This is a genomic window from Oceanobacillus senegalensis (genome assembly GCF_900176885.1).
In the GTDB taxonomy this organism is placed as follows: Bacteria; Bacillota; Bacilli; order Bacillales; family Amphibacillaceae; genus Oceanobacillus; species Oceanobacillus senegalensis.
Window position 1 is genome coordinate 1468681 of sequence record NZ_LT839648.1, and the last position, 18784, is coordinate 1487464.

The window sequence follows — 18784 nt, forward strand, 5'->3', positions numbered from 1 at the left end:
AAGCAAAGAGTCTGAGACATAACTAAAGTGTTTAGAAGTGTTTAGCCCAAATTCGAACATTGTATCTTACTAGCGAAGGAAATACACGGAGACTCCTGCGGCAAGAAAAGCCTAGGTGAGACTACGAAGAGCGATAGCTCGAAGTAGGCTCAGCAGCGGCAGCGGAAAGCGTAGTGTATTTCCGTAGCGGATTATATGGACGACCATGTTCGGGTTTCACATTGATATAAACACTTTTGTCCCGGCCTCTTTTGTAGATTGATTATTGATTCATTTCATATTCAAAAATAGGTTTGTCATTATGCAACTTAACATGAATAGCAACATTCTTCTTTATCTTATTTGAAATGATATCTCTGGCTAATGGTGTTTCTAACTCTTGCGTAATGAATCGTTGTAACGGCCTTGCACCATAGATAGGATCATATCCATTTTCTGCAATCCATTGTATCACTTCTGAATCTACTACAATTTTCATTTTTTTGTCCGCTATACGACGATTTAACTCATGGATCATTAACTCTATTATTGGATACATTTGTTCTTTTAATAATGGGTTAAATATTAGGATTTCATCGATTCTATTTAAAAATTCAGGCTTAAAATGACCGCGTAGTTCTTGCGTTACATTATTTTTTACATCAGAAGAGATTTCCCCATTTTGTTCTATGGAATCCAATAACAATGAGGAACCCAGGTTACTCGTCATAATGAATATGGTATTTTTAAAGTCAACAGTCCTTCCTTGAGAATCTGTAAGTCTCCCCTCATCTAACACTTGTAGGAGCAGATGAAACACATCTGGATGGGCCTTTTCAATTTCATCGAGAACTACAATGGAATGCAATCGATGTCTTACTGCTTCCGTTAATTGACCGCCTTCATCATAGCCGACATACCCTGGCGGTGGTCCAACCAGTCTAGCTACTGCATGCTTTTCCATGTATTCCGACATATCAAGTCTTACCATATCTAACTCACTACCAAATAAAACCTTGGCTAAGCTTTTGGCAAGCTGTGTTTTTCCAACACCTGTTGGACCAAGAAATAAGAAAGATCCAGTAGGTTTGTTTGGATTTCCGATTCCTGCTCTTGATCGCAGGACAGCTTCGGATACTTTGGAAACGGCTTCATCTTGACCGACAATATGTTCACGTAGTTCCTCTTCTAGATGTAAAAGCTTTTCTCTTTCCTTTTCCATGATGCCACTTATTTTAATTCCGGTTAGTCTCTCTACTACGTTTGCAATATCCTCTTCCGTGACAACTTTATTTACATAGGTTTCCGAATTCGTTACAGATAATCTCTGTTCGTTTAAGACGCGTATTTTATTCTCCACTTCAGGAATGTTTATATGAGATAATTGAACAATCCTCTCAACATCATTTTCCCTTAAAGCCATTTCATATGACCTTTTCAATCTTCCCAAATTTTGTTTTTCCTCTTGAATGGCATCTAAAATGTTAAGCTCTTCTTTCCATTGTTGTTCCATCACTTCTCTTTCATTTTCTAATTCTGTTAGGTATCGATGAATGGTTGACATTTCTTCATTTGAATCATCAGAATTCATTTCTAGCTCGTATGATTTTATTTTTAACTGTACTATTTCATCCTTAATGTTCTGAATTGCTTTAGGAACTTCATTTAATGTAATGTGTTTTACGGCACTCGCTTCATCCATTAGATCAATCGCCTTATCTGGCAAGAATCTATCTGTTATATAACGTTTTGAAAGTTTTACAGCAGATTCCATCGCTTCTTCTGTAATGGTCGTTTCATGGAATAGTTCATAGCTTTGTTTTATTCCTTTTAGAATTTCCATTGTATCCTTGATGGATGGTTCATTTACCATAACACGTTGAAACCTTCTTTCTAACGCCTTGTCTTTTTCAATATTTTCACGGTATTCATCTTGAGTTGTAGCACCAATGCAACGAAGTTCACCTCGGGCTAGCATAGGTTTAAGAATATTCCCAGCATCCATCGAACCTTCCGTTTTACCTGCACCTACTATGGTATGGATTTCATCAATAAACAAAATAACTCGATTGTTAGAATCACGTACTTCATTCAATACTGCTTTTAGTTTTTCTTCAAATTCACCTCGGTATTTGGACCCAGATACTAAAGAGCTCATGTCTAAATTGTATACTCGTTTATCTTCCAGCATTTTTGGTACATCACCATCCACTATTTTTTGAACCAATCCTTCAACGATGGCAGATTTTCCAACACCAGAACTCCCAATAAGAATTGCATTGTTTTTATTTTTGCGTGTCAAAATACGAATAATATCTTGTATCTCGCTGTCCCTACCAACTACATGATCCATTTTCCCATCCTTATATCGTTGATTTAAATTAACAGCATACCTGTTCAGTGAATCATAAACCATTTCTTGATTTTGTGAAATTGCTTTTTTACCTTTACGAATCTTATTCAGTTTTTTATAAATGACTTCTTTATCCAGTTTCTTTTCATTTAGAAAAGAAGTAATAGGATTAAATTCCTGCTCCAAAAGCGCGATAATGAAGTGTTCTACTGTAACATAACGATCACGTAAACGTTCAGATTCCTTATTAGCATTGTTAATTAATTTTCTTAATCGTTGGCTTTGCTTTTCAGCATAGGCGATATCTGTACCGGATATTGTAGAAATTTTTTCAACTTCTTTATTTACAAGTTGAATAAACTCATTCATATCAATACCTAAACTCTCATAAAATTCATATGCAAAATGTTCGGGGTGTAATAAAGCAGACCAAACATGCGGGATATCTAATTGATAATTTTTATTTTTCTCTGCAATTTTTTTTGCCTCTAGTAACGCCTCTTTTACTGCTAGAGTTTGATCATTTGCCACATTAATCATTCCTTTTTCAGAATACAGTTAATTATGATTATTATAACAAAACTTTAAATTTTGTTCAGTGCGGAGTATGGTTTCACCAACAAAGCACCAACTAAATCAATCTGATTTCTTCATTTAAAGAATATCTGATTTTCGGAGGCCTGTTTAAATTCAAGGTATTAAGGGGATGATGTAAATAAATTCCATGTATAGAAAGGAGGCGTTGACATGAAGTCTATTTACTCCCTCAGCCTTTTCCTAGTGATTGGCTTAATTTTAGCAGGTTGTGGTGGCGAATCGGATAACGATGAAAACGCGAATGCCACAAAACAAGATAGTAAGGAGACCTCTGAAGTGAATGTTGCCGTTGTCGAAGGAGAAGATAGTGATTTAACATCTGGTGTCAATACGGTGATTACCTCACTGAAGCAATTGGATTCTGATATAGAAAACACTGACGACGTAAATACAATCAACGAATCGGGAAAAACGCTCGAGGAAGATTGGGACCGTATTGAAAAGAAAGTAGAAGAAAAATTTCCAGACCAATATATCAAAATTGAGGAAACCCTCTATCCACTTATTGCTGAAGCTAAAAAGGAAGAACCTGACATTAAAAAAATGAAAGAATGGATACAGACAACTTTAGATAGTATAGATGAACTGAAAGAAAGCTTAGGCTCACTGTAACGAATACATGTTTCACGAAGGGTTATTAGGATTAGTAGACAAATTAAAGGGAGTAAATCAACTGATATACTCCCTTTTTACATGGACGTTACTATATTTTGTTCTTTACGTTTAGGAAAACAGAGTCACGGGAAAAGTACTAGCAAGACATAGGACAAGGAGGAATAACATGAGAAAAAAAGACATGATCTATACAGTCCTTGGCGTAGCCGGTGTTGGTGCTCTTACCCACCTTATCACCAAACCGAAGAACAACGAAAGCGATGACAAGAAATTCAACGATGACCTTCCCATTAAACAGGCATTAGTACCAGAAGAAGATAATTTAGAAAATGCCAAGATGGTTTCGGAGGGTTCCCAGTTTGGGATTGAATATTACAATAAATTAAGATCGAATAGGGACAAGCAATACTTGTGATAGTTACAACTTTCATCGTATTACCTAAAATAACACTGAGACAGGGAAAGGTTCGTTGTCATAGTATACTAAAATTACAAATAATGTACCTATCCCTGTACCTTCTTACCTAAAGTAAGCCACCAACCAACCAATCAATTTCATAGTCAACCCCCAAGATTCCAAGAACAACTCCTTGTTTTAATGAAACGATTACCGATAGATATTAATTTAGCGTTGTTCTTATCCCTTCCAAAAAGAATATTAATACTTTCATTAATAGTTATTATATAAATCGGAAAGTGAATCTCAGTTCAAAAAGTGATAATTATTTATCAACTGGTAAATTTTACTAAGAGTTAGAACCAGTTACTAATCGATTTTTGATATACATTGCTCCGGACAATAACCTAAACTCGTTCTTATCCCCCTCTCTACATAACAGCATCGAAACCGATTTAATCTATCATCTTTTTAAATTTTAATATTCTTGTATATAGGTTGTCATTTTTTTCCATAGTTTTGATACAAATGTTTGCTAAACTTAAAAAAAGCCAAAATTGAAAGAAGATGAGGAAGAACACTAATAAAATTATTCTTTGGTAACGCATTGACCATCACCCACCTCTTTCATAAATATTGTCCGCTAGATTTTACTTCTAAAAATTAGAACAAGGAGTTGACTAGGATGGGTAATACTTATTCTAACATTTTAGTAGCTTTTGACGGATCTGAAGGAAGTGTTAATGCTTTAAAAGAGGCAGGAACGATAGCGAAATTAAGTAATGCTTGTTTAACTATTGTTTATGTACAGGACTACAAATCCACTTATGAAGTCAAAGCCCCACCAATGCACGGAGTAATAGCATCTGCCGCAACTATGATGAATCAAACAAATGTACATACAGAAACTTTCCCTGTAGAAAATAATTGGAACAATTATGAACATATGGCATACCAAACTGTTACTATTGCCAAAGCTAAGCTTATTGGTAGCTTAATCGATGTCAAAACTGAAATAATCACGGGTAACCCCTCAAAAGAAATATGTACTTTTGCTGAACAAAATAAGGTAGACCTAATTGTTATCGGACAACGTGGGGAAAGCAGTAAAAATAACTTAGTGATGGGAAACGTTAGCAATGAAGTTACCAATCAAGCAAATTGCCCCGTATTAGTCGTTAAATAGCTAGAAAAGGACGATGTTTATCCCCCCCTGCTATAAGATTGATATAGTAAATTGCTAGTAGCAGTAGCGTTTGGAAAATCTGAATTAACAATGTTAAGGAAATATGAAAAGCCTAATTTCTCAAAATAGATGCTGAGACATTAGGCTTTTTCGTTACTCCATAAATGGAGCGATTGCTCATAAATTGCTAAGAGAATTGGTAGGTCTTAACCCCTTTTCAAAAAGGGGATTTAATAAAAAGTAAATGATCTTATGGGAATCTAAGTTATTTATCCTGTGAAAGACGTAAAAGTGTACAAGCTAAAAAGACAGCAAGGATGTATGGAAATCCATATTTTTCCAATCCATCACTATAAAATATAAACATCCAAATCCCCAATATATCTGCAACCAGGCATCTAGTAGGAAATTTATATTTAAAACAAGCACGGTTCTAACTTCTCCCAAAATAGAGAAGCCAGAACCGTCCCCACTTATCCATCAGTAGACATAGAGGTTTTTTCCACCATACCATACAGCAAAATACTCCAATACAACTAATTACTGATTATATTTCCTGTTTCTTACACAGTCAGTTTACTCCTATAAATAACACTTATTTAGATCACTTCACTTTAATTATCTCTATCTCCCTTTCTTTCAATTCCCTTCGTAAAATTTTCCCACTGATTTTTGTTTTCGGTAATTCGTCTAGTATTTCGATTTCTTTTGGTGCCGCATGTGCTGCTAGATTACTTTTCACAAACGTACGAATTTCTTCTAAAAGCTCTTTTGACTCCACATACCCAGTTCGAAGCGTTATAAAGGCTTTTACAATTTCACCTTGAATGGGGTCTGGTTTACCGACCACACCGGCTTCCCTAACGGCAGGATGCTCAATTAACTTACTTTCCACTTCGAATGGACCAATTCTTTCTCCAGAAGAATTAATCATATCATCATTCCGACTTTGAAAAAATACATAATCCTCTTCATCCTGAATGGCTAAATCACCGGAAAGGTACCATCCTTCATACTTAAAATAATTAGCAAACTTTTCTTTATTTCCCCAAATTTCCTTCATTAATCCCGGCCAAGGGGTGCGGATAGCGAGTTGCCCGATTGACCCACGCGGCAATTCCTTCCCTTCTTCATCCAAAATACCAACCGTAATGCCTGGAAAGGCTCTGCCCATTGAACCTGGTTTTATTTCCTCCGATGGAAAATTAACGATTAAATGTCCTCCTGTCTCGGTCATCCACCATGTATCGTGAATACGAACACCTAATTTGTTCCATGCCCAATAAATGACTTCGGGGTTCAATGGTTCACCAACACTTAATACATGTCGAAGAGAAGATAAATCATATTTTTCCAATAATTCTTCTTGGTTTAAGAGCATACGAAATGCGGTTGGAGCACTGTACCATATGGTAACATTTAATTCATCGATTAACTGATACCAGTCTTCTGCCTTAAAACGTCCTCCTTGAATCACAATGGTTGCCCTATTTAACCATGGGGCAAATAGTCCATAAACACTGCCAGTTACCCAGCCAGGGTGGGATGTACACCAATACACATCATCATCTTTAATATCTAATACCCATTTTCCAGATATGTAGTGATGGACGACCGCTCGATGTGCATGTAATACCCCTTTTGGTTTTCCAGTAGATCCACTTGTATAATGAATAATTAATCCATCTTCTACATCAACCCATTCCACTACATCCCCATTAACAGCCTTAACTGGAAGGCTTTCGATATCTTCCACAAATAATATCGTTTCCAACGAAGGGATCTCATCTTGCGGTACTCGGTTGACCATTTCTTTATCCGTTATTAGGACCGTACCCTCACAGTCATTGATCCGATCTTTCACCGCTTCCTGCATGAAAGCTTCAAATAATGGACCAGCAATGGCCCCGATTTTGATAATTGCCAATATGGAAACATAACAATCAGGAGTTTTCGGGAGGAAGACAAACACTCTGTCTCCTTTTTTTACGCCATGATTCTTTAATACCTGTGCGTAATGATCCGTTTTTTCTTTTACTTCTTTAAATGTATAGGTTTGCTTTTCATCCCCATTTACATAGTGAAGGGCTATTTTATCTCCATACCCTTCCTCCACATGACGATCAATGGTTTCATATGCGGCATTTACCTTCCCATTCTTCTGAATAAAGTCTTTGCCAATATCATTCCAGGAAAATCCCTCTCTTATCTTCTTATAGTCAGATAGATTGTATGAGCTATTTTTTAACGGTGGAATCCGCTTATTTATTGTTGACATATATAACATCCCCCTTTAAGAAATCTGTATACTTGGTTTATTTAAATCTAGACTCTCTAAAATTTCTGCCTTATATGCTGCTAAGTGTTTACTCCCACGATCTCGCGGCCGGGTTTCCTTGATTTGGATCTCTTTATCCATTTCACCAGGTTGGCCCCTTAAAATAATAACGCGGTCACATAGATATGTAGCTTCATCAATATCATGTGTAACCAAAACAATAGTTGATTGATAGGTTTTCCAAACATCAAGCAACAAATCCTGGAGCTGCATTTTTGTAAAGGCATCCAGTGCACTAAATGGCTCATCTAATAAAAGGATTTCCGGTGACGTTACTAATGCTCTTGCAATAGCTACACGCTGAGCCATCCCACCAGACAATTGTCTTGGATAAAGATCCCCATTTCCCTCTAAACCAACGTTTTTTAAATACTCTTTTGCACGGGAAATCTTCTTCTTTTTATCCCCTTTTAGTCCAAAAGTGACATTATCCAATACGGTTAACCAAGGAAATAATCTTGGTTCTTGAAAAATAAATCCAGCTTTGTCATGAATTTCTTTTGTCGTATCCCCATTAATTGCAATTTCACCGTCGTAGCCACTATCCAATCCAGAAATAGCACGTAACAAGGTACTTTTCCCACAGCCACTCGTTCCTAGAAGCCCAATCATTTCACCAGGTTGTGCTGAAAACGAAATATTGTTCACCACTCTCTTTCCATCAAAGGTTCGACTGACATTCCTTAATTCTAAGCTCATCTCATCTTCCTCCTACCTTAGGTTTGACCAAAATTGTCCTGCCATTGTAATGCTCGCTCTTGAACGAGTTTCAGTACCCAATCTGAGACTTTTCCGATTATCGCAAACAGAATGATACTTGCGATGATTGTCTCAGGCGAGAGTGTATTCTGACCCAGTACAAGTAAATAACCTAATCCCTGACTTGCACCCATCAACTCAGCTGCGACAACAAACATCCATCCTAAACCAAGACCACTACGTAAACCGACAAGGAAAGAGGGTAACGCAGCCGGTAAAATGACTCTTCTTATTAATTGAAATGTATGTAAGCCATACATTTTACCAACTTCTATTAATTTACGGTCCACTCCAGTAATACCGCTCACTATATTTAAATAAACCGGAAAAAATACCCCAACTGCAATCATCGTTACTTTAGAAGGTTCTCCAATTCCCATCCAAAGAATAAATAACGGTACCCAAGCCAGGGATGGAATCGCCCGAAAAGCTTGTAACATCGGATCTAATAGTTGTTCTGCCTTTTTATAAAATCCGACTAAGGAGCCTAAAAGGATGGCAACAATCGTACCTAATACGAAGCCTGCCAACACTCGAAAAGTCGTTATACCAATATGGATCCATAAACTCCCATCCTGCGCCATTTCTCGAATGGTTTCTAAAATAGTTGTTGGTGCAGGGAGCTGATAAGCAGGAAATACGCCAAGTCTGCTAAAAATTTCCCATATCATGACAAGTGTGATTGGTAATATACTTCCTAAAATAATGGTCCTCCCCGTATTAACGTTTCTTTTTTTCCTTATGCTTTTCTTTTCTTTGATTTGGTCTTCAATAGGTACGGCTGACGTTAAGTTTCCTTCATATTTTGCCATGTTATTCTCCCCTCCAACCTATCTTTATTCTTGCTCGATTGTCTTTTTTGCAAAAGAAGGTTCAATAAGTTCTGAAGTAATTTTCTCTATATCCACTGCCGCATCAATCACTTCACCTTCCTGTAAAATCTTACCTGCTTCAACTAATGTTTCGTGATGAACGTCGCCCGGTACGGCTTGTGAAAAATCATTTCGTTCCAACTGTTTTTTGGCAACATCTAGTTCAATACTTGCTTCTTCCGCCAAAATCTCTGCTGCTTCCTCTGGATTATCGATGGTCCATTGTCTTGCACGTTCATAAACCTTAATTACCCTATTGACATAGTCGGGATAATGATCTGCAAAATCCTCTCTCACATTTAAAAACCCGTATGTATTAAAATCTGGGTTGCGATAAAATAATGTAGTATCTGATTCAATTTCCAGTCTTGCCATGTGTGGATCAAGTCCAGCCCATGCATCAACAGATCCCGACGTTAAGGCAGAAGCCCCGTCTCCGTGCTGTAGGTTTACAATCTCCACATCATCAGCTGATACTCCCTCTTCATGTAAGGAACGAAGTAAAAAGATATATGGATCCGTCCCGAGTGTCGCGGCCACCTGTTTTCCCTTTAAGTCTTGAACCGTTTCAATTCCAGAATCAGGATTTGCCACAAGTGCAGTCCATTCTGGTTTTGAATAAATATATACATTCTTTATTGGCGCACCATTTGCTTTCGACATTAATGAAGCGGCACCAGCAGCTGAACTAAAATCAACACTATTACTATTCAAAAATTCCAATGCTTTATTACTTCCTTGGCTTAGCACCCATTCTACTTTGATATCATCCTCCCTAAATTCTTCTTCCATCCAACCAAATTTCTTTAAAACTAGACTAGTAGGCGAATAATAGGCATAATCCAGTCTTATTTTTTCTGGTTGCCCCTCTGAACTTGCTGAAGAACTACAGCCTGCCAGTAACAAACCAAATACAATCATCCCCATTGTCAAGTACGTTAATTTTCTCATTTTTTACCTCCTCCTAATAGTAACATTCAAACATCTCTGCCATATAGGACCAAACGAACGGATTACCGAGTCGGCACAGTATAGATGCATTTATTACCTCCTTTATTTTATGCAATATAAAAACCCTCTTCCTATAAGAAGAGGGTTTTTATCATCATCACTCTTCTTATCTATCAGGATCTTCTCCTGCAGGAATTAGCACCTTACTAAGAAATTAAAGTAGGTTGCCGGGCATCGTCGGGCCAGTCCCTCCGCCACTCTTGATAAGAAAATATTTAATTACTTGTTAATTTAAATGTTAAAAAGATTTTAACACCACAAATTTTTAAAGTCAATAGTTCTATAGGAAATAAATGGAATAGGATGTCCGTCCCCCCAACGCTCTAAAGTGAGACGTTGGAGGAAAGACACCAATCATACGATTAGGAATACAATTTTTGATTCGCTGCCTTTTTCCCGTGCAAAGAATAATATAAAAAGATACACAAGAAAACAACAATGGCTGACATGAAATACAATCCACGGAAACCGAACAATGGAATGATGGAACCTAATATAAACGGACCCATTCCAACCCCTAGGTCCATACAAATAAAATAAGTGGAAGTCGCGAGTCCAATCCGGTGCTTTGGCGATTCTTTTATGGCAATAGCTTGAAAGCAGGACTGCATCGTTCCAAATCCAAGTGCAATGAACACACTTGCTAAGAGAAGGGTAAAACTATTGTAAGATTGACTGAGTATCAATAGACCAATCGCAAATGAAAGGATAGCTGGATAAATAACAAAATTATCTCCTTTTATATCTAATAATTTACCAGTGACAGGTCTCGAGATTAAGAGAACGATAGAATAGACAAGAAAGAAGAAACTTGCTGCTTCTGTTAGATTAATTTCCGTTGCATATGCCGTAATAAAAGACAAGATTCCCGAATAAATAAATCCCATGATGGTGATCATGAGTGAAATAGGGACGGCTTTCTTCTCAAAAAAGCTTAATAGCTTAAACCCTTTCAAGCTATTGTCCTGGTCATCTGTCATCACGGAGCGTGGAATTTTTAAAAATAATGAGATAATCACACTAATCATGGAAAGAATGGTACATAGGATAAAGATCATAGAGAAATCTCCATGCTGGCTAATATATAGGCCAAGAAATGGACCAATCGATGTTGCTAAAGTAGCACTTAATGAAAAGTAACTAATGCCTTCACCACGGCGTTCCTTAGGAATAATATCGATGATAACGGTTGCTAAAGCTGTTGTTGATATTCCAAACGCAGCCCCATGAATGAAGCGAATCAATAATAGTAGATACAGATTCATTTCTGTAAAGTATAGTAGGGTTGCCGCCAAAAATAAAAAAAGGCCTGCATATAGCACCTTTTGACGTCCAATGGTTTCCATATACCGACCAGTAAACAGACGAGAAAAAACGGCTCCAATGACGAAGATACTAGCTGCAAATCCAGCCATACTTTCTGAGGCATTAAATTGTTGAATGGCATAGACAGCTAATGTTGTCACTAATAAAAAATAGACTAATGCAATAAAAAAAGACGCGGCAGACATGATAATAAAGTCTTTCGTCCACAGTTTTGTTTGATTCAATGTTACTGCCTCCAACTCTGTTATATATTTATAGTACAAGCAGCATTCTAAAGAGGCTTCCTTTTCTTGTATCAATAGGCCACCTATCCCCTTTTTAAAATGGCTTCAATGTAATTAATTATAATACATTTTCCCATCTCTTCCTCAAATTATGTTTATTAAACAGGTAATTAAATCTCCTATTAAGCTTCTCATCACGTGATAAAACGAATTCTATTGCAAATAACAGTATACGTGAGGAGAATATTGGATGAATGTTGTGGCAGTATTTTAGGTAATGCTGTAGGTGGAGCATTGTTTGGCGGAGCTTCTATTATATGGCTTATGTGTTATATAAAAATAGATGTTTAGGATTGGTCCATTGAGGTAACTTCCTTGATTTATCCCATCTGTTGTTCATAATAAAAAGGGCCAAGAGTAGATCTCTAGGCCCTTTTTATTATGGTTTTTGTTCTGTCTCCTGCTCCATGTCATAAGATGGGTGGATAAGATGTTCTGTACATTCTGGACAAACGTCTAAAATGCGATAACGATTTTCCTCATGTTCCGTTTCTTCTACCCGCCCACATACCTCACAAACTCTTGGCATGGGCCCACACCTCCTAAGGTTACTATTCGTTTTCAGATTTGTTCACTTCATACCCTAAATCCTTAATGGCCTGTTCAAAGTCCATTAAGGATCCAGCGTCTTCATCGTAGTAAATAATCGCTTCATTTGTCTGGGTATTGATCTTGATATTACGTACACCCCATACATCATGGAGGGCTTCACTTACTTTTTTTTCATCTTCTTTTTTCAGCTGTGGAATAGATAGTTTGTGTGTAATCATGTGCATCCCCTTAACTTAAGAAGTATGTTTTTTGGATAATCCTTCACTCATGCCATTTAAAAATTGTACCATCGCATTCAAGGAATTACGGACTTTGATATCTTTCGCGGATTTATAAAGATTCCACATACCGATGTCTTCATTATAATTGGTTGTTTCAGCTACATTTTTTAACCCGTGATTGACCCCATTAAAGACCGTTTTAATTTGCTCTGGATCCATATCAGCAAGTAATTGAACCGTGCTCATTCCATTTTTGATAATGTTGTGCATCCCCGATTGATTCAATTGTTCGATAGCGATAGCGCCGACTTTTTCTCTCGTACGTAATAAACCTTTTAGCATATCAAGAACTCCAAATTGATGGAGTTCTTCTAATATAATGAGCGTGTCTTCAATTGCTTCCCGATTCTCAGCAATCTGTTTGATAATAGCTGCAATATCTTCTGCACGTTCTTCTTCTGCACTACGTTGGTTTTTCTCAATTTGCCTGATTGCCCTTGCCACGAAGACCACCCTCTCTTCTTAATACTTTCGGAATCGGAGTGAAATCATCCCTTCTCCATTTTCTTTCTACTTCCACACCAAGTTGTGGCTGTGGATGACCAAAACGATGATTATGTTTCGGTAATGGAGATTCACCTGATTTTTCAAGTACCTCCATTCTTACGGAGGCTTCCTTATAGTTTGGTGTATGTGTATCCTTATCGTAGTAACTGGATGTTAGTGCATTAACAGCTTTTTCATGTTCGGTTGTATTCATGGGCAAGTAGAGCTCATTGCCAGACACTCTTTCCGATACGAGTACACGAATTTTCACTTTTCCATAAGGGGAAATCAGGCGTACAAGGGAACCCGTTTCAATCTTTCGTTCCTTCGCTAACTCTGGAGAGACTTCCAGCCATGGTTCCGAAACTTTATGATTAATGCCTTCTGATTTACCTGTCATATTCCCTTCATGAAATTGCTCTAATAACCGTCCATTATTTAAATGAAGATCAAATTCATCCCCATATTCTTTTGGTGGCGTCCAATCAACAGGGAATAGTTTTGCTTTCCCATCTTTGGACTTAAATTCATCCTTATAAAGTAAGGCTGTGCTTTCTCCATTTGGTTTGACTGGCCAAATTTGGCTGTCCCATCCTTCTAAACGGTCATAGCTAACCCCAGCAAAGACAGGAGCTAATTTGGCAACTTCATCCATGATGTCGGATGGATGTTCGTATTTCCATTCCGCACCACATTGGTTCGCAAAGTCCTGGAAGATTTGCCAATCGGGTTTACAGTCGCCAAGAGGATCAAGCACTTGATAAAAACGTTGAATTCTTCTTTCCGTGTTCGTGAATGTCCCTTCCTTTTCCAAGCTTGGTGCAGCCGGCAACACGACATCTGCGAATTGCGCCGTTCTGGAAAAGAAAATGTCTTGAACGACAAAGAAATCCAATTTTTCAAAAGCCTCATGAACGAAATTGATATTGGAGTCCACAAGCCCCATTTCTTCACCAAATAAATACATTCCCTTAATTTTTCCATCCATAATACCGTCCACAATTTGATGGTTATCCAGTCCAGGTTGTTTTGGAATCTTGGTTCCCCATGCTTTTTCATAACGAGCTCGTACCAAATCATTTTCAATTGGTTCATATCCCGGCAGCCAGTTTGGCATCGTTCCAAAGTCACTCGCACCTTGTACATTGTTATGCCCACGTAGCGGATAAGCGCCAGCGCCATTTTTCCCAAAATTTCCGGTAACTAATAGTAAATTCGCAATGGCGGTGCTTGTATCTGTACCACCTACGTGTTGGGTCACACCCATCGCCCAAAGGATACAAGTTCCATTCGATTCATGAATCATTTCTGCAACTTTCATGACGGTTTCCTTAGAGAGACCTGTTACTTGTTCCGCATAGTCTAGTGTGAATTTTTCAAGCGATGTTTTATATTCTTCCACTTGATTGACACGTTCTTGTAAAAACTTCTTATCTTCCCAGCCTTGGTCAAGGATGTATTTCGTTACAGCAGATAACCATACTAAATCGGTTCCTGGTTTGGGATGGATGTATAAGTCCGCGCGCTCGGCTAATTCATTTTTACGTAAATCCGATACAATTAATTTCTGATCATGTAGTTTATGTGCGCGTTTTACTCTCGTTGCTAGAACCGGATGAGATTCGGATGGATTCGCACCAACAACAAGTACTAAATCAGCGGCTGCAATGTCCTCAATGGTTCCCGAATCACCGCCAATTCCTACTGTACGCATTAATCCAGCAGATGCCGGTGTTTGACAATATCTGGAACAGTTGTCCACATTATTGGATTCAAAAACAGAACGAGCCAGTTTTTGAAATAAGTAGTTTTCTTCATTGGTACATTTAGAAGAAGCGATAAAACCTAAACTATCGCCACCTTCTTTTACTTTAAGCTCCATAAATTTCTCTTTCATTAAACTCAATGCTTCATCCCATGTAGCTTCATGGAACGTATCCCCTTTACGAATCAGTGGTTTCGTCAGACGTTCTTCACTATTGACAAAGTCCCAACCAAATTTCCCCTTCACACACGTAGAAATCCCATTAACTGGTGCATCGCTTTGTGGCTGAACCCTTAAAATATCTCTGCCTTTGGTCCAAACTTCAAAACTACAACCAACTCCACAATAGGTACAAACGGTTTTCGTCTTTTCAATACGGTCTTCCCGCATTGCGGCTTCTACATTGGAAATCGTGAAAATTTCCTTATATCCTGGTTCCACTTCTTTGGTTAAATCAATCATCGGTTCTAAAATATTGTTTGGGATTCCCGTCATATAGCCCGCTTCCCCAAGCATGGATTTCTCCATTAGTGCATTACAAGGGCAAACAGATACACAGTGCCCACAGGAGACGCAGGAAGACTCATTGATTGGTACATCGTTATCCCAGACAACGCGAGGGTGTTCCCTATCCCAATCGATACTTAATACTTCGCTAACTTGTAAGTTTTGACAAGCTTCCACACAGAGTCCGCAAAGAATGCATTGATCTGGTTCGTAGCGATAAAATGGGTGCGAATTATCTGGTGGATAAGGTTTTGGTGTGAATTCATATTTCTGATGCTCCAGTTCCAGATACTCCGCCGTATTATGTACAACGCAATTGCCATTATTGTTGTCACAGACTGTACAATAGAGTTCGTGGTTTTCTAATATGCGTGACATCCCTTCCAACTGGGCCTCTTTGGCGTTTTCCGAGACGGAATTAATGACCATGTCTGGTTCTGCTGGTGCGGCACATGCGCGTTTTAGTTTCCCATTTACTTCCACAAAGCACGTGTCACAGGTTTGAATGGCTCCAACGCCTAAGTCTGGCTGGGAGGAACAAATTCCTGGTATATACACATTGCTTTCTAAGGCTGCTTCCAAAATAGACTGTCCTTGTTTGGCCGTTATCTGTTGATCATTGACCGTTAGTTGAAATTCATTATTCTCCACTACAATCACCACCTCATCGATTTTATTACCAATCATTATTGACTATTTTTGGAATTGTATTACAGGTAAGGAGGAAAATGTGGGAAATGGATGTTTAAGTAAAAAAAGTAAATGGCATAATAGCTTTGTTTTTGTAGTAAAATTAGATGAATCATTCGAGGGTAAGTTCTCTGTGTTTTCTTCATGAAGCATAGAACAACCATCGATGATAGAGCATATACTTTAAATAACATCAATAGTGAAATTGATTCTGTTAGTAAAATAGTGGGAGGTTGTATTATTATAGGATGTAATAATTCGCATATAGTAAGTCATTCCATTCCTGTAATGTTAATAAAAACAACAAATACGGGAGACTCTGATGCGACAACGTTTACAGTGGTGAATTTTTAAATGATGGATTTATATTCTAATTACGAAGAACTGTCACAAAACGAAGTGGAAGGTGTAGATTATGCAATAAGAACATACCTGTCTAAATCCTCTTTATGTTCAGCAATTGCTATTCATGGAGGTGGGATTGAACCGGGAACAAGTGAATTAGTAAGGGAATTGTGCGCTCGATTTTGGTTTGTTGGTTATGAGTTTGATGCGATGAAGAGTAGGAATAACAAGGATTTGCATATAACGGCCACTAATTTCGATGAACCAAAAGCCCTTGATATTGTCTCAAAAACGTTCCATACACTTTCTATACATGGCTACAGTGAGGATGAACGAAACACGTATATTGGTGGATTAGATAAATCTATGATTCATATTGTGAAAGAAGAGTTAACCAAAGCAGGTTTTCATGTTGACATTAATCCACCTGAACCTATTAATGGTAACTCATTAGAAAATATTTGCAACAAGAATAGAAGAAGGCAAGGTATTCAATTAGAAATCAGCACAGGGCAACGAAGAAATTTCTTTGCCAATGGTGACTTATCAAGACTCAATCGTGAAAACCCCGTACAAGATTTTTATGACTATGTCAACGCATTGGGAAATGCCATGAAAAGATGTTAAGTATGAGCCCCATTACGATTGTTACATCCAACAAGAATTATGAAAAAATAATAGAGTAATAATTTCAAAGGGAGCTCTTCTCTCCTGTCCTTTCGAATAGTGGCTGGGGTGATCAGCTGCTGGTAATCGATGAAGGTAAAATGATTGGCACTTGGACCCTTGTGAAAACGGGTGTAGCTATACCAAGATTAAGTTTACATTTAATTCACTATATCCACTATCTTTATATAGTAACGATTTTATTGTCAAGAGATGATCCCATTAGAATACAACCTTATTGTAATTCACTAATTTAAAGGGGGATACAAACTAGTTGAATAGGAACTATAGAAGAGATTCCTTGACAGGTTTTCATGGATTGACATGTATTTAGTCTATTCAACAACCATTCAAATATTAGCTTCAGCTAGTCTTCGGCCAACACATAGTGCCATAAAACAAACAGAGTGGCCTTCTATCAGCCACCCTGTTTGTTTTATATAGAAGTCTCTACTCGTTCCTTTGACAGACATGTTTTAAAAGTATAGGACATTTCCTAGGATGCCAGTACGTATTCTTCAGCTATTCTAAACTGTTATTTAATCTTCCCCTTTTCTGCTTCGCTAGATTGGTCAGCCAATTTATCTAGCAATGAGCTACAGCAATAGCATGCACCTTTCCGTAATACCAATACCCGATCCTCAGGAATCTCACTCACAAACTCATAATTAACATTTCCATCCACACCAGTAAACTCTCTAACTTTACTACCATCGAGCAGGGTGAAATACTTTCTTGCCACTCATCCTTATAGTCTGTCACTTCTACACTGCTAACAATTTGTCCCTAGATAGTCGCAAATTCCTGATGAGTTATCCCATCATCACTTGCCGCCGCAATGGCACTGAGTGATCGAACAGTGTAATCCATGGTCCGCATTTCATATTTCTCCTGAAGGTAATGAATCAGAACGTCGGCTAGTGGGACAAATTGCGATAAGATGTACTTTCCAGCCACCCCAAGCAGTACGTCTAGTGATAACGTGTTATTCCAGACTTTCCCTTTCACTGCGTCAATTAACTCTTGGTTAAAATCATACTCCCTTAAGCTGTTTCCAATGCTTTTCATTTAAGTAGGTGTCACTATTCCCTTATCTCTTTATATTTACAAAAAGTTTAATCCATTCCCTTTACAGTTTGCTTTCCTGAAAATACTTAACCTTACCACAAATTAATCTTCACCATACATTAAGTCATCTAACATTTCATTTTGTCGTTGTATTTCTTTATATCTTTCAAATCTATTCATTAAGTAATCAACAGAAAATTCCTTATTTTATACTAATTCACCATCAAACAGTCTTACCTTAGCACCAACATCTATCAATTCATTTATTAGATTTTTTAATTTTTTATCATTCTCATCATTTTTAAACACATGACATTCTATTATTGGATTACCATTTCCAATTCTTTTTTTATCTCAGAAAATCCTAAATTTGTATTTTTCCTTATAGTAGTTATATACTTCATTTGATTTTCAGCTTTTTCTATCACTAATAGTATTACAGACATATTTATATCCTCCTTAAAAATCATTATCTACTGATTCAATTAGTGGTTTACCAGGTAGACTTTTCCTATGGCTCCCACCATGCCATCGATACAAATGTTCTCTAAACGTTACCGGATATATAATTTCGCCTTTATCCGCTATTTGTGGATATTTAGATGCACCATAAGTATGGTGTCCAATCATAGTTTTACCTTTATATTTTGGTGCTTTACCACTTATTATTTCCATTGTTTGTTCATCCTCCGACCATTCCCTCGTTT

18 protein-coding genes and 1 riboswitch are annotated in these 18784 nt (G+C 37.5%); of the genes, 4 read left to right on the plus strand and 14 right to left on the minus strand.

Annotated features, from left to right (window positions below; translation table 11 throughout):
* Positions 1–262: 262 nt before the first annotated feature.
* The gene (locus CAO17_RS07070; protein WP_143833731.1) at positions 263–2863 is read right to left on the minus strand and encodes an ATP-dependent Clp protease ATP-binding subunit; all 2601 of its coding nucleotides are present in this window, start codon (positions 2861–2863) and stop codon (positions 263–265) included.
* A 216-nt stretch (positions 2864–3079) separates the two neighbouring features.
* Here CAO17_RS07070 and CAO17_RS07075 point away from each other — a divergent pair, with 216 nt between their 5' ends.
* The 3 genes from CAO17_RS07075 to CAO17_RS07085 all read left to right on the plus strand — a co-directional run bounded on the left by CAO17_RS07075 (position 3080) and on the right by CAO17_RS07085 (position 5127).
* Positions 3080–3541 carry a hypothetical protein gene (locus CAO17_RS07075; RefSeq protein ID WP_085992139.1) on the plus strand — a complete coding sequence of 154 codons (462 nt, stop codon included), beginning with the start codon at positions 3080–3082 and terminating at the stop codon, positions 3539–3541.
* Positions 3542–3710: 169 nt separating this feature from the next.
* The gene (locus tag CAO17_RS07080) at positions 3711–3959 is read left to right on the plus strand and encodes a hypothetical protein (RefSeq protein WP_085992140.1); all 249 of its coding nucleotides are present in this window, start codon (positions 3711–3713) and stop codon (positions 3957–3959) included.
* Between the two features lie 667 nt (positions 3960–4626).
* Positions 4627–5127, plus strand: a complete 501-nt coding sequence (locus CAO17_RS07085) for a universal stress protein (RefSeq protein WP_085992141.1) — start codon at positions 4627–4629, stop codon at positions 5125–5127.
* A gap of 604 nt (positions 5128–5731) precedes the next feature.
* Here CAO17_RS07085 and acsA read toward each other — a convergent pair.
* From acsA to fdhF, 9 genes are all read right to left on the minus strand, one after another.
* Positions 5732–7405, minus strand: coding sequence for an acetate--CoA ligase (gene acsA / locus CAO17_RS07090; RefSeq protein ID WP_085992142.1), 1674 nt, complete (start codon positions 7403–7405; stop codon positions 5732–5734).
* A 15-nt stretch (positions 7406–7420) separates the two neighbouring features.
* Positions 7421–8164, minus strand: a complete 744-nt coding sequence (locus CAO17_RS07095) for an ABC transporter ATP-binding protein (RefSeq protein ID WP_085992143.1) — start codon at positions 8162–8164, stop codon at positions 7421–7423.
* Between the two features lie 17 nt (positions 8165–8181).
* Positions 8182–9036 (minus strand): ABC transporter permease, encoded by an 855-nt coding sequence (locus tag CAO17_RS07100; protein WP_085992144.1) that lies wholly within the window; start codon positions 9034–9036, stop codon positions 8182–8184.
* 24 nt (positions 9037–9060) lie between these two features.
* Complete coding sequence (locus CAO17_RS07105; RefSeq protein ID WP_085992145.1) at positions 9061–10047, minus strand: aliphatic sulfonate ABC transporter substrate-binding protein; 987 nt, start codon at positions 10045–10047, stop codon at positions 9061–9063.
* Positions 10048–10210: 163 nt separating this feature from the next.
* Positions 10211–10317, minus strand: a riboswitch (SAM riboswitch).
* A 152-nt stretch (positions 10318–10469) separates the two neighbouring features.
* The gene (locus tag CAO17_RS07110; protein ID WP_342744193.1) at positions 10470–11732 is read right to left on the minus strand and encodes an MFS transporter; all 1263 of its coding nucleotides are present in this window, start codon (positions 11730–11732) and stop codon (positions 10470–10472) included.
* 364 nt (positions 11733–12096) lie between these two features.
* Positions 12097–12246: a hypothetical protein gene (locus tag CAO17_RS20995; RefSeq protein ID WP_179151903.1), complete on the minus strand. Its 150-nt coding sequence runs from the start codon at positions 12244–12246 to the stop codon at positions 12097–12099.
* A 22-nt stretch (positions 12247–12268) separates the two neighbouring features.
* Positions 12269–12487 carry a heavy-metal-associated domain-containing protein gene (locus CAO17_RS07115; protein ID WP_179151904.1) on the minus strand — a complete coding sequence of 73 codons (219 nt, stop codon included), beginning with the start codon at positions 12485–12487 and terminating at the stop codon, positions 12269–12271.
* A gap of 15 nt (positions 12488–12502) precedes the next feature.
* Positions 12503–12994 carry a helical membrane plugin domain-containing protein gene (locus CAO17_RS07120; protein ID WP_085992148.1) on the minus strand — a complete coding sequence of 164 codons (492 nt, stop codon included), beginning with the start codon at positions 12992–12994 and terminating at the stop codon, positions 12503–12505.
* Complete coding sequence (gene fdhF / locus CAO17_RS07125) at positions 12969–15959, minus strand: formate dehydrogenase subunit alpha (RefSeq protein ID WP_425435909.1); 2991 nt, start codon at positions 15957–15959, stop codon at positions 12969–12971. The genes CAO17_RS07120 and fdhF overlap by 26 nt, the downstream gene beginning before the upstream one ends.
* A gap of 396 nt (positions 15960–16355) precedes the next feature.
* Here fdhF and CAO17_RS07130 point away from each other — a divergent pair, with 396 nt between their 5' ends.
* On the plus strand, positions 16356–16970 hold the full coding sequence (locus CAO17_RS07130) for a poly-gamma-glutamate hydrolase family protein (protein ID WP_218775538.1): 615 nt from the start codon (positions 16356–16358) through the stop codon (positions 16968–16970).
* 574 nt (positions 16971–17544) lie between these two features.
* Here the strand turns inward: CAO17_RS07130 and CAO17_RS07135 are convergent.
* The 4 genes from CAO17_RS07135 to CAO17_RS07145 all read right to left on the minus strand — a co-directional run bounded on the left by CAO17_RS07135 (position 17545) and on the right by CAO17_RS07145 (position 18752).
* The gene (locus tag CAO17_RS07135) at positions 17545–17751 is read right to left on the minus strand and encodes a hypothetical protein (RefSeq protein ID WP_085992151.1); all 207 of its coding nucleotides are present in this window, start codon (positions 17749–17751) and stop codon (positions 17545–17547) included.
* A 44-nt stretch (positions 17752–17795) separates the two neighbouring features.
* Positions 17796–18077, minus strand: a complete 282-nt coding sequence (locus tag CAO17_RS07140; protein ID WP_085992152.1) for a hypothetical protein — start codon at positions 18075–18077, stop codon at positions 17796–17798.
* Positions 18078–18397: 320 nt separating this feature from the next.
* Positions 18398–18523, minus strand: a complete 126-nt coding sequence (locus CAO17_RS21850) for a hypothetical protein (RefSeq protein ID WP_281252924.1) — start codon at positions 18521–18523, stop codon at positions 18398–18400.
* Between the two features lie 13 nt (positions 18524–18536).
* The gene (locus CAO17_RS07145) at positions 18537–18752 is read right to left on the minus strand and encodes a hypothetical protein (protein ID WP_085992153.1); all 216 of its coding nucleotides are present in this window, start codon (positions 18750–18752) and stop codon (positions 18537–18539) included.
* Positions 18753–18784 lie beyond the last annotated feature (32 nt).